Below are 12,160 nucleotides of genomic sequence, written 5' to 3' on the forward strand. Positions count from 1 at the left end.
CGTCGGCCCCTGGCGTGTCGAAGTGCGGCGCGGCCGACCCGGCCGCGCCGCTGCGAGCCGTGGTCAACCTCGTCGGCGGGTACGCCAGCGGCGGGCTGGTGCACGAGACCCCGGTCGAGGAGTTCGACCGGATGCTCCGGATCAACCTGCGGCCGACCTATCTGGTCACCCAGGCGGCGCTACCGCACCTGATGGCGGCCGGCGGTGGCGCGGTGGTCTGCGTCTCGGCACGGGCCGCGGTGGCGCCGTTCCCGGGCGCGGCCGGGTACGCCACCGCCAAGGCGGCGGTGCTCGCCTTCGCCAACGCGGTCGCGGTGGAGTACCGGCAGCGCGGGGTGCGGTGCAACACCGTGCTGCCCAGCGTCATCGACACGCCGGCCAACCGGGCCGCGCAGCCCGATGCCGACCACCGGCGCTGGGTCGCCCCGGCCGAGATCGCCGCGGTGATCCGCTTCCTGGCCTCCGACGAGTCCGCCCCGACCAGCGGCGCCAGCATCCCGGTCTACGGCCGGGCCTGAGCCGGCAGCGGATCAATCCGCTCGGGCGTCCCACCCCCGGCCGGCGGCGGATCGGCGCCCCCGGGCGGCGGGCCGGCGGAGGCGGGCCGATCGTCGTCGGTCGGCAGCCACTCGGTGAGATGGGCCCGAATGCGGCGGGACACCTCGTCCGGCGAACCGCCCGCGTCGACCACCACGAAGGTCGGGTACTCCGGCAGCGTGCGGTACGCGGTGGCGGCGGCGGTGAGCCAGCGCATGCTCTCGTGGTCGGTGCCGCGCCGTTCGATCCGCCGGTACGCCTCGGCCGGGTCGACGGCGAGCAGGAACGTCACCTGCGGCGCGGGGAAGATCCGGTAACCGGCCCGGGCCAGCCGCTCCCAGCGCTGCCCACCGTGCGCCCGGATGCTCGCGTACTGGCAGGCGGAGTAGCGGTCCATCACCGCGGTCCGGCCGGTCACCAGGCAACTGAACAGCGCGAGCGCGATGGCGAGCCAGCGCAGCACGGACTCGACCGCGAGCATCGCGTTGCGCCCGACGAGCCGTTGCGCGTCCGGCCGGCCGAGCCGGTGGGCGAGCCGGCCGAGCCAGCGCCGGCCGCCGGCGTTGCGGTGGTAGGTGGCGGGGCGACCGGCCGCGGTGAGTGCCTCGGCGAGGCGGTGCGCCTGGGTGGTCTTGCCCGAACCGTCGATGCCGGTCAGGGCGACGGCGCGCAGTCGGGGGCCGCCGCGCCGCGTCCGCAGTGATCTGGCCACCTACCCGAGGCTATCCGACCCGCGCTCACGTCCTGGCGATATGTCTGTTTCGTTCCTGTTGACGGCGGGACGCGACGGAGCCATGTGTGGCCGACCACCTTGCCGGGTACGGGACTCTATTCCCACCGCCACCTTCACGACGACGGGAGAACCAGATGGCCGAGCGCGGGGACGAGACCCTGGTGCACACCCTGAAGAAGGTCGCCGCCGTGCTCAAGCAGTCCGAGATCCCCTTCGCGCTCGGCGGCAGCTTCGCCGTGTACGCGCACGGCGGCCACTCGAGCGAACACGACGTCGACTTCCTGATCCGGGAACAGGACGTCGACCGGGCGTTGGAGGCGCTGGTCGAGGCGGGCTTCACCGCCGAGCGCCCGCCGGAGGACTGGCTGGTCAAGGTCTACGACGAGGGGCGGATGGTGGACCTGATCCACCGCCCGATCGAGACCCCGGTGACCGAGGAGACCTTCGCCGACACCATCGTCCGGCCGGTCGACGCCATCCACATGCCGGTGCTCTCGGCCACCCAGCTCATGGTGCACAAGCTGCTCAGCTTCTCCCAGCACTACTGCGACTTCGCCCGGGCCCTGCCGCTGGCCCGCTCGCTGCGGGAACAGATCGACTGGGAACGGGTACGGAAGGAGACGCAGCACTCGCCGTACGCGGAGGCGTTCCTGGTGCTGCTCGACCGGCTGGACGTCCTGCCGCAGGCCGGCGCATCCGAAGGAAGGGAGACACCGTGACCGAGCAGCACGGCGGCGATGCCGCAGCCCCCGACGAGTACGTCGAGGCGGAGATCCAGCGGCTGCTGGCCGAGGACCCGTCCGTCGCCGAGCAGGGCATCACCGTGGTCCGCCGGGAACGGGGCCTCGTCCTCTACGGCGAGGTGGAGAGCCCGCACCGACGCGAGGAGATCCTGCGCCGGGTGGCCGAGCGCTTCCCCGACGTGCCGGTCATGAGCGACATCGGGGTGATCCGCGCCCAGGCGCCCAGCCAGGTCGAGGAGCTGCCGTGAGGGAGGTTGCATCGTGATCCGCATCGCCGCCGTCGGCGACGTGCACATGGACCAGGACGTGATGGGCCGATTCCGGCCGGCCCTGGAGGAGCTGCCGGAGCACGCCGATGTGCTGCTGCTCGCCGGGGATCTGACCCGGCACGGGGCCGAGTCCGAGGCGCGCTGTGTGGCGCAGGAGTTCGGCAACCTCGGGGTGCCGGTGATCACCGTGCTGGGCAACCACGAGCACCAGTGCGACCAGGTGCCGCAGGTGGTCAAGGTGCTGGAGGACGCCGGGATCACCGTGCTGGAAGGAACCGGCATCGTGGTGGAGTGCCCCGGAGGGCGGCTCGGCGTCGCCGGGGTGAAGGGCTTCGGCGGCGGGTTCGCCGGCCGGTGCGCCAGCGACTTCGGCGAGCCGGAGATGAAGTCGTTCGTCCATACCACCAACGAGAGCGCCGAAGCGCTGGGAAAGGCGCTGCGCGGGCTGGACTGCGACCTCCTCGTCGCGCTCACCCACTACTCCCCGGTGCCGGACACCCTCGCCGGTGAGCCGCTGGAGATCTACCCCTTCCTCGGCTGTTACCAGCTCGGCCAGGCGATCGACTCGGCACCCACCGCGCTGGCCCTGCACGGGCACGCGCACCACGGCAGCGAGCGCGGCACCACCCCCGGCGGGGTACGCGTCCGCAACGTCGCGCACCCGGTCATCAAGCAGGCGTACAGCATCTTCCACCTGGGAGATCATCTGATCGGGTGACCAGGTTTCCTCGATGAAGAAGCCGGGTATTCAGCGGCCATGGAGCTGATTCTCTGGATTCTCGCAGTCGTACTGGTGGTCGCCGGCATCCTTGCGCTGTTCCGCCGGCAGATCCTGTGGGGCATCGTCCTCATCATCGTCGGCCTGCTGGTCGGCCCGGGCGGCGTCAGCATCTTCACCTGATCCGCTCTCCTTTCGTGACCCCCTGACCCGCCGGGGTCGTCGAGTCCGGACCTCAGTCCTCCCAGACCGGAGAGTCCGGACACGACGACCCCGGCGCTTTGGCTGAACCGACCGAATCTGGCCCCCTGGACGTCCCGGGGGGCCATCGGTGTGCGCGCCGTGGGAGCGTGCCCACCCACGGTGAGCAGGGTTTCCGGATTGTTACCGGGCCGTGTCCGGCTGGGGGTGGACCAGAGGTGATGCAAGCGCTTACATGTGGAGACGACCATCGGACCGGCGCGGGTTCCTTCCCCCACGCGCCGGCAAGGAAGGAGAACGGCATGGCGTTTGCCAGAACACGCCAGGCTCTCGCGATCGCCGGCGTACTGGGGCTGGCGCTCGGCGCCACCGCCTGCGGCACCGGCAACGACAAGAAGAGCGACAAGGCGAGCTCTCCCGAGTGCGCCGCATACGAGAAGTACCAGGGCCACGACGGCAAGAAGGTCACGATCTACTCGTCGATCCGGGACATCGAGGCCGACCGCCTGGAGCAGTCCTGGAAGCAGTTCGAGGACTGCACCGGCATCACGATCGACCACGAGGGCAGCGGCGAGTTCGAGGCCCAGCTCGGCGTCCGGGTCGACGGCGGCAACGCCCCCGACCTTGCGTTCATCCCGCAGCCGGGTCTGCTCAAGCGGTTCGTCGACTCGGGCAAGATCAAGACGGTCGGCGCCGACACCAAGGCGCTGGCCGAGCAGAACTTCACCGCCGACTGGCTGAAGTACAGCACCGTCGACGGCAAGCTCTACGGCGTTCCGCTCGGCTCCAACGTCAAGTCGTACGTGTGGTACTCGCCGAAGACCTTCAAGGAGAAGGGCTGGACCGTCCCGACCACCTGGGACGAGCTCATCGCGCTGAGCGACAAGATCGCGGCGAGCGGCACCAAGCCGTGGTGCGCCGGCATCGAGTCCGGTGACGCCACCGGCTGGCCGGCCACCGACTGGATCGAAGACGTGATGCTGCGGACGGCGGGTCCCGAGGTCTACGACCAGTGGACCACCCACGGCATCCCGTTCAACGACCCGAAGGTCGCCGACGCGGTCAACAAGGCCGGGACCATCCTCAAGAACGAGAAGTACGTCAACGGCGGCTTCGGCGGCGTGAAGAGCATCGCCACCACCTCCTTCCAGGAGGCCGGCACGCCGATCACCACCGGCAAGTGCGCCATGCACCGGCAGGCGTCCTTCTACGCCAACCAGTGGCCGAAGGGCACCAAGGTGGCCGAGGACGGCGACGTCTTCGCCTTCTACTTCCCGGCCATCGACCCGGCCAAGGGCAAGCCGGTGCTGGGTGCCGGCGAGTTCGTCGCGGCCTTCGCCGACCGTCCCGAGGTCCAGGCGGTGCAGACCTACCTGGCCTCCGGCGAGTACGTCAACAGCCGCGCCAAGATCGGCGACTGGCTGTCGGCGAACAAGAAGCTCGACATCAACAACGTGCCGAACCCGGTGGACAAGCTCTCCGTCCAGATCCTGCAGGACCCGAAGACCGTCTTCCGCTTCGACGGCTCGGACCTTATGCCGGCCGCGGTCGGCGCGGGCACCTTCTGGAAGGGCATGGTCGACTGGATCAACGGCAAGGACACCGCGACGGTGCTAAACGGCATCGAGAGCAGCTGGCCGAAGTGATCTGAGACGGTGGTCCGGCCCGCTCTCCGGCGGGCCGGACCACCGCCCTCAACCGAACCCTTGAGGGAGGGTCGATGGAGTTCGACTTCGCGGAGGAACAGCCGAAGTTCCTCATGCTGATGTACGGGCTGATCGCTTTCGTCGCGGTGGTGGGCGGTCTGCTCCTGCTCCTCGACGTGGTGCCGGCCTGGTTCGCGCGCCGACACGAGGCGAAGCTGGTAGCCGCCTCGGCGAGCGGCGCCCCGCTGCCCCGCCGGCCGAAGCAGCGGGAGGGGCTCTTCGCGCTCTTCTTCCTGCTGCCGACGCTGCTGCTGCTCGCCGTCGGGCTGGTGGTGCCGGCGATCCGCACCACCCTGCTCTCCTTCATGGACGGCAGCAGCAGCCACTGGGTGGGCCTGCGCAACTACGGCTGGATGTTCTCCGAGGACTCGATCGTCCGGGTCCTGATCAACACCCTGATCTGGGTCCTCCTGGTCCCGCTGGTGGCCACCACGTTCGGCCTGGTCTACGCCGTGCTGGTGGACCGGGCCCGGTTCGAGGCGGTCGCAAAATCCCTGATCTTCCTGCCGATGGCGATCTCGTTCGTCGGCGCCAGCATCATCTGGAAGTTCGTCTACGCCTACCGCGGCGAGGGTGACCAGATCGGCCTGCTCAACCAGATCGTGGTCAGCCTGGGCGGGGAGCCGAAGCAGTGGCTGCTCGAGTCCCCCCTGAACACGTTCCTGCTCATCGTGATCATGGTCTGGATCCAGGCCGGCTTCGCGATGGTGGTGCTCTCCGCGGCGATCAAGGCCATCCCGGCCGACATCGTCGAGGCGGCACGCCTGGACGGGGTCACCCCGTGGCAGATGTTCTGGCGGATCACCCTGCCCAGCATCCGTCCGGCGCTGATCGTGGTGGTGGTGACGCTCTCGATCGCCACACTCAAGGTCTTCGACATCGTCCGCACCGCCACCAACGGCAACTACGACACCAGCGTGATCGCCAACGAGATGTACAACCAGGCGTTCCGGTACCAACAGAACGGGCAGGGCTCGGCGCTGGCGGTCTTCCTCTTCGTCCTGGTCGTACCCATCGTGATCTACCAGATCCGCAACCTGCGTCAACAGCGGGAGGGCTGAGATGACCACCGCCACGCCCACCGTCCCGGCAGGCACCCAGGCCACCGGGAAGACGACGTCCGCCCGCCGGGTCCGCAAGCGGCTGAACAGCCCGGTCGCGACCCTGGTCTCGATCGTCATCGCGGTGCTCTGGACCATCCCCACCTTCGGTCTGCTGATCTCCTCGATCCGCCCGGAGAACGAGATCAAGACCACCGGTTGGTGGACGTTCTTCAGCCACCCGCAGTTCACCCTCGAGAACTACCAGCAGGTGCTCTTCAGCGGCTCCTCGTCGGGTCAGCTCGCCAGCTACTTCATCAACTCGCTGGCGATCACCATCCCGTCGGTGCTCTTCCCGCTCGCCTTCGCGTCCCTGGCGGCGTACGCGCTGGCGTGGATCGACTTCAAGGGGCGGGACTGGCTCTACATCGCGATCTTCGCGTTGCAGATCGTGCCGCTGCAGATGGCCCTGGTGCCGCTGCTGAAGTTCTTCTCCACCGGCGTCACCGTCGCGGGCGTCACCGTGCTGCCCGCGTGGGACCTGGTCGACGAGCAGAAGTTCGCCCAGGTCTGGTTCGCGCACACCTGCTTCGCCCTGCCCTTCGCGGTGTTCCTGCTGCACAACTTCATCTCGCAGCTGCCGAGGGATCTGATGGAGGCGGCCCGGGTCGACGGGGCCACCCACCCGAAGATCTTCCGCACCATCGTCCTGCCGCTGATCACTCCGGCCCTGGCGGCGTTCGGCATCTTCCAGTTCCTCTGGGTCTGGAACGACCTGCTGGTCGCGCTGATCTTCGCCGGGGGCGGCAACGAGACCGCGCCGCTCACCGTCCGCCTGGCCGAGATGGCCGGTACCCGGGGCAACGAGTGGCAGCGGCTGACGGCCGGCGCCTTCGTGTCGATCGTCGTACCCCTGATCGTGTTCCTGTCCCTCCAGCGCTACTTCGTGCGGGGTCTGCTCGCTGGCAGCGTCAAGGGCTGACCCGCTGCTCCGCCGCCGCCGGTCCCCGGCGGCGGCGGGCGCGGGGCGGAGCGGGGAACAACGATGACGAAGATTGACGACGTCGCCCGCCTGGCGGGGGTCTCCACAGCGACCGTCTCCCGGGCGCTGCGGGGGCTCCCGACGGTCTCGGCCGCGACCCGCCGCCGGGTCCTGGCCGCGGCCGAGCAGCTCCAGTACGCCGTCTCGCCGAGCGCGTCCCGGCTGGCCGGCGGCAAGACCGGCACGGTCGCGGTGGTGGTCCCCCGGATCACCCGTTGGTTCTTCGGCACCGTCGTCGAGGCGGTCGAGGAATTCCTCCACCAGTCGGGGTACGACCTGCTGCTCTACAACCTCGGCGGGCGGGAGCAGACCCGGCGGCGGGTGCTGCGTCCGGCCAGCCTGCACAAGCGGGTGGATGCGATCATCCTGGTCGCCACCCCGCTGCGTACGCCGGACGTGGCGGCGCTGACCGCGCTGGACCTGCCCGGCGTCATCATCAGCTCCGGCACGGCGGTGCCCGGCTGGCCGTGCGTCCGCATCGACGACGTGGCCGCCGCGCGGACCGCCACTCGGCACCTGCTCGACCTCGGGCACACCCGGATCGCGCACATCTCCGGCGACCCCGACGACGAACTGGCGTTCACCACTCACCTGGACCGGCGCCGGGGCTACCAGGAGGCGCTGCGCGCGGCCGGCATCCGCCCCGACCCCAGCCTCGACGTGGAGTCGCAGTTCACCATCGACGGTGGCAACCGGGCCACCGCCGAGCTGCTGGCCCGGGGCCAGCGGCCGACCGCGATCTTCGCAGCCTGCGACGAGATGGCGATGGGAGCGATGACCGCGCTGCGCGACGCCGGGCTCCGGGTGCCGCAGGACGTCAGCGTGATCGGCGTCGACGACCACGACCTGGCCGGCGTGCTGGGGCTGAGCACCATCGCCCAACCGGCGGCCGAGCAGGGGCTGCTCGCGGCCCGGATCCTGCTCGACCCGCTCGGCGCCCGCACGCTCGACCCGTACGCGGGCGGCATCCCGGCACCTCGCGGTGGCGACGACGTCGACACGCCGACGCCGCCCGTGATCCTGCCCACTCGGCTGGTGGTGCGGGAATCGACCGCCCCACCGAGGGAACACTGAACGGATTCGTCCGCGCCGCCGCGGGCGGCAGGAGACAACCGTCCGACCACCGGACGGCACGGCTCGACATGCAGGGGAGAAGGCTCTGAACACCGACGCGACGCAGCAGCAACCGGCCGGCGGCCCGGCCGCCAGGTGGTGGACCGAGGCCGTCATCTATCAGATCTACCCGCGCTCCTTCGCCGACTCGAACGGCGACGGGGTCGGCGACCTCCCCGGCATCACCAGCCGCCTCGGCCACCTCACCGAGCTGGACGTCGACGCGGTCTGGCTGTCGCCGTTCTACCCGTCGCCGCAGGCCGACGCCGGGTACGACGTGGCCGACTACCGGGACGTCGACCCGCTCTTCGGCACGCTCGCCGACGCGGACAAGATGATCGCCGAGGCGAAGTCCCGCGGCCTGCGGGTGATCGTCGACCTGGTGCCGAACCACACCTCGTCCGCGCACCGCTGGTTCCAGGCGGCGCTGGCCGCCGGGCCGGGCAGCCCGGAGCGGCAGCGGTACGTCTTCCGGGACGGCAAGGGAGCGCAGGGCGCCGAGCCGCCGAACGACTGGCAGAGCGTCTTCGGCGGCCCCGCCTGGACCCGGGTGCCGGACGGGCAGTGGTACCTGCACCTCTTCGACACCGGCCAGCCCGACCTGAACTGGGACAACCCGGAGGTGCGCGCCGAGTTCCTGGACATCCTCCGGTTCTGGCTGGACCGGGGCGTCGACGGCTTCCGGGTGGACGTGGCACACGGGCTGATCAAGCAGGCCGACCTGGCCGACTGGCAGGAGCCGCACGAGATCCTCTCCGGCCAGGAGGTGGACAGGCCCCGGCCGCCCATGTGGGACCAGGACGGCGTGCACGAGATCTACCGGGAATGGCGGCGGCTGCTCGACTCGTACGGCGGGGATCGGATCCTGGTCGCCGAGGCGTGGGTCGAGCCGGCGGAACGCCTGGCGAACTACGTCCGGCCGGACGAGATGCACCAGGCGTTCAACTTCGAGTACCTGCTCGCCGCCTGGACCGCGCCGGCCCAGTACGCGGTGATCACCCGCTCGCTGGAGGCCACCGACGCGGTGGCCGCCCCCACCACCTGGGTGCTGTCCAACCACGACGTGATTCGGCACGCCACCCGGCTGGCGCTGCCGATCGGCGCGCCCCGGCCGAACGGCATCGGCATCGGTGACCCGCAGCCGGACGCCGCGCTCGGGCTGCGTCGGGCCCGGGCGGCCACTCTGCTGATGCTCGCGCTGCCCGGTTCCGCCTACCTCTACCAGGGCGAGGAGCTGGGGCTGCCCGAGCACACCACGCTCCCCGATGAGGCCCGCCAGGACCCGACGTGGGACCGCAGCGACCACACCCAGCGGGGCCGGGACGGCTGCCGGGTACCGATCCCGTGGGAGGCCGACGCCCCGTCGTACGGCTTCGGGCCGACCGACGCGAGCTGGCTGCCGCAGCCCCCGCTCTGGGCCGAGTACGCCCTCGACCGGCAGCGTGGGGTGCCCGGCTCGACGTACGAGCTGTACCGGACCGCGCTGCGGCTGCGCCGCGAGCACGGGCTGGCCCGGGGCCCGTTGAGCTGGCTCTCCTCCGGCGACGAGGTGCTTGCCTTCACCAACGGGGCGCTCACCGTGCTGACCAACTTCGGGGAGGCATCGGTGCCGCTGCCCGACGGCGCGGAGGTGCTGGTCACCAGCGCCCCGCTCGACGACGAGGGCCGCGTCCCCACCGACGTGACGGTCTGGTTCCGCGCCTGACCACCGCCGGCCCGCCGGGCCGCCCACCCGAGGGGCGGCCCGGCGGGCCGGATGGCACCCCGTGCCCGTCGGACCGCGGGTCCACGTCGGCTCGCTACGAATCTGATGACGTGAACGGGTCGCGTCCCCCGCTGCCTGGCGGGCCGCCCGACGACGCATCCTGCGGGTCAGAGGCGGTCGGCGCGGGCGTGCAGGAGGTCGTGCACCGACTCGATGTCGCCGGGCGAGGTCCGGGCGGCCAGCCAGTACATGACGCCGGTGGGAATGAAGAAGAGCTGGAACGCGGCCAGCCCCACCGCGTAGTTCAACGGCGGCGGGAAGGCCGTCCGCAGCGCGTGGAAGGCCACCCCGACCAGCCCGTTGCCGCCCGCCCGGCCGACCCCGTTCACCAGGTTGCCGAGGCTGTAGACGGTGCCCCGGTGCTCGGGCGGGTTGACGTCGGCGATCAGCGCGAACCAGTTCGGTGAGTTGGCCGAGGTGAGCGCGAGCGCCACCACCGCCGTGAGCAGGCTGAGCCCGACCGTCGGCTCGGTGACCACGCTGGCCAGGACCGCCCCGACCACCGCCGTGGAGCTGGCGCCGTCCGGCACGTCGATCCGCACCGGCACGAAGAACAGGACCAGGTAGAACGGGACGGCCGCGAGAATGCCCACGGCCGCGACCAGGGCGCGGCCGCTGCGCGTACGGCGTTGCAGGGCGTCCCCGACCAGCCCACCCACGATGGAGAGCACCCCGCCGAGCTGGAACAGGGTGGCGAAGACGCTGCCCACCACCACGGCGGTCGCCGCGGAGTAGCCCTGCGCCTCGGCCCGTTGGGCGAAGAGCACCGGCAACCAGACCAGCGACCCGAACGCCGCCTGCGCGGTCAGCCCCTGCAGGATCAGCCACCGGTTGGTGCGCCGGGCGAGGATGCGCGGCAGGTCGGCGCGGGTGATCCGGTAGTCGTACTCGGCGCCCGCGTCGAGCGCCTCGGCGAGCTCCGGCTCGCTCTGCCCGCGCCGGATGTCGTACGTGAAGAGGTAGGCGACCGTGGCGCCCAAGCCGACCACGGTGAGCACCAGGAACGGGCGGCGCCAGTCGGTGTTGCCGAGCATGCCGCCGGTCAGCGTGCCGGCGAGGGTGCCGACGCCCTGGGACAGCCCCCAGAAGCTCATCACCAGACCCCGGCGGCGGGGCGAGATCAGGTCGGTGACCACAGAGAAGCCGACCGATCCGACCGCCCCCAGCCCGACCGCGGCCAGCAGCTGGGCGGCCAGGAACGCGGGGTAGTTCTGGGCGAGGGCGCTGCCACCGGTACCGGCCGCCCAGATCAGCGTGCCGATCATGAGCAGCGGCTTGCGATTGGTCCGGTCGCCCACGTACGCCCAGGCCACCGCCGCCACCGCGCTGACCAGGAAACTCACCGCGGTGACCAGGCCGAGCAGCCGCTGCGACACGCCCAGCGCCCCGGAGATCGGCCCGTACAGCGGCGGGACCAGGCCGATCGCCACGTTGTCCAGCGAGGCGAGCACCACGAACACCACGACGCTGTAGAGCCGGTGCGCCGCGTTTCCGCGCCGGGCGATCCGGGTGCTCGTCATGTCCGGCAGCAAACCAGGAGGAGATCACGACGGGGTGACGACTCCTCGCCGGTCACTCCCCCGGCCCGCCGAGCCGGTCGAGGGTGTGGTCGCGGGCCGCCGCGTACCGGTCCCGGATGGCGGGGACGGGCTCGGCCGCGTACTCCGCGGTGTCCCCGACGGTCCACCCGGGTGGCGCCGCCCCGCCGAGGGCGACCCAGGCGGCCTGGCGGGCGGCGCCGTCGGCCACGTACTCCCCGGGTGGGGGTACGACCACCGGCCGGCCGAAGACCTGCGGGGCGATCCGCCGCACCGCCGCCGAACGGGCCCCACCGCCGACCAGGATCACCCGGTCGACGGTCGCCCCTTGAGCGGTGAGCGCGTCCAGGCCGTCGGCGAGCGCGCAGAGCATCCCCTCGACCGCGGCCCGGGCCAGGTGGGCCGGCGTGGCGGTGCGCAGGGTGAGCCCGTGCACCGCGCCGGTGGACAGCGGCCGGTCCGGGGTCCGCTCCCCCTCGAGATACGGGACCATGACCAGCCCGTCCGCGCCGGGCGGGGCGGCCAGCGCCAGCTCGCTCAGGTCGTCGAGGCCGACCCGCAGCATGGCTGCGGCGGCGTCGAGCACCCGCGCCGCGTTGAGCGTGCACACCAGCGGCAGGTACCGGCCGGTGGCGTCGGCGAACCCGGCGACGGTGCCGGACGGGTCGGCGGCCGGCGCGTCGGCGACGGCGAAGACGGTCCCGGAGGTCCCGATCGAGACGACCACGTCCCCGGGACCGGCCCCGGCGCCGAGC

General features: G+C 71.5%; 11 protein-coding genes and 2 pseudogenes. 10 read left to right on the top strand and 3 right to left on the bottom strand.

The window, feature by feature from the left end; genetic code table 11:
• Positions 1-518, top strand: a 518-nt coding sequence (locus tag DKL51_RS20765) for an SDR family oxidoreductase (RefSeq protein ID WP_124812399.1), incomplete at its 5' end; no start/stop codon positions are given.
• Here DKL51_RS20765 and DKL51_RS20770 read toward each other — a convergent pair.
• Complete coding sequence (locus tag DKL51_RS20770) at positions 503-1,249, bottom strand: dTMP kinase (protein WP_124812400.1); 747 nt, start codon at positions 1,247-1,249, stop codon at positions 503-505. The two genes, DKL51_RS20765 and DKL51_RS20770, sit on opposite strands and share 16 nt — an antisense overlap.
• Before the next feature lie 83 nt (positions 1,250-1,332).
• Between DKL51_RS20770 and DKL51_RS20775 the strand changes: the two are divergent.
• The 9 genes and pseudogenes from DKL51_RS20775 to DKL51_RS20810 form a co-directional block, all read left to right on the top strand.
• Positions 1,333-1,989 (top strand): annotated as a pseudogene (locus DKL51_RS20775) (nucleotidyltransferase); the annotation flags it as partial.
• Positions 1,986-2,261 (top strand): hypothetical protein, encoded by a 276-nt coding sequence (locus tag DKL51_RS20780; protein ID WP_109944316.1) that lies wholly within the window; start codon positions 1,986-1,988, stop codon positions 2,259-2,261. The pseudogene DKL51_RS20775 and the gene DKL51_RS20780, both read left to right, overlap by 4 nt.
• Before the next feature lie 10 nt (positions 2,262-2,271).
• Positions 2,272-3,049 (top strand): annotated as a pseudogene (locus DKL51_RS20785) (metallophosphoesterase family protein).
• Positions 3,040-3,183, top strand: coding sequence for a GPGG-motif small membrane protein (locus DKL51_RS35070; protein ID WP_165823086.1), 144 nt, complete (start codon positions 3,040-3,042; stop codon positions 3,181-3,183). Before DKL51_RS20785 ends, DKL51_RS35070 begins: the two are co-directional and overlap by 10 nt.
• Positions 3,184-3,503: 320 nt before the next feature.
• Positions 3,504-4,847, top strand: a complete 1,344-nt coding sequence (locus tag DKL51_RS20790; protein ID WP_109944314.1) for an ABC transporter substrate-binding protein — start codon at positions 3,504-3,506, stop codon at positions 4,845-4,847.
• A gap of 74 nt (positions 4,848-4,921) precedes the next feature.
• A complete protein-coding gene (locus DKL51_RS20795) occupies positions 4,922-5,968 on the top strand; it encodes a carbohydrate ABC transporter permease (protein WP_109944313.1) in 1,047 nt (348 codons plus the stop codon).
• A gap of 1 nt (position 5,969) precedes the next feature.
• A complete protein-coding gene (locus tag DKL51_RS20800; RefSeq protein ID WP_109944312.1) occupies positions 5,970-6,929 on the top strand; it encodes a carbohydrate ABC transporter permease in 960 nt (319 codons plus the stop codon).
• A gap of 63 nt (positions 6,930-6,992) precedes the next feature.
• Positions 6,993-8,063, top strand: coding sequence for a LacI family DNA-binding transcriptional regulator (locus tag DKL51_RS20805; RefSeq protein WP_109944311.1), 1,071 nt, complete (start codon positions 6,993-6,995; stop codon positions 8,061-8,063).
• Positions 8,064-8,148: 85 nt separating this feature from the next.
• Positions 8,149-9,807, top strand: a complete 1,659-nt coding sequence (locus DKL51_RS20810) for a glycoside hydrolase family 13 protein (protein WP_109944310.1) — start codon at positions 8,149-8,151, stop codon at positions 9,805-9,807.
• A gap of 167 nt (positions 9,808-9,974) precedes the next feature.
• Here DKL51_RS20810 and DKL51_RS20815 read toward each other — a convergent pair whose 3' ends face one another.
• Both DKL51_RS20815 and DKL51_RS20820 read right to left on the bottom strand, forming a co-directional pair.
• Positions 9,975-11,387: an MFS transporter gene (locus DKL51_RS20815; RefSeq protein WP_109944325.1), complete on the bottom strand. Its 1,413-nt coding sequence runs from the start codon at positions 11,385-11,387 to the stop codon at positions 9,975-9,977.
• Positions 11,388-11,439: 52 nt separating this feature from the next.
• Positions 11,440-12,160, bottom strand: a 721-nt coding sequence (locus DKL51_RS20820; RefSeq protein WP_260428600.1) for an FGGY-family carbohydrate kinase, incomplete at its 5' end; no start/stop codon positions are given.

The sequence above is a fragment of the Micromonospora globispora genome (assembly GCF_003857015.1).
GTDB classification, from domain to species: Bacteria; Actinomycetota; Actinomycetes; order Mycobacteriales; family Micromonosporaceae; genus Micromonospora; species Micromonospora globispora.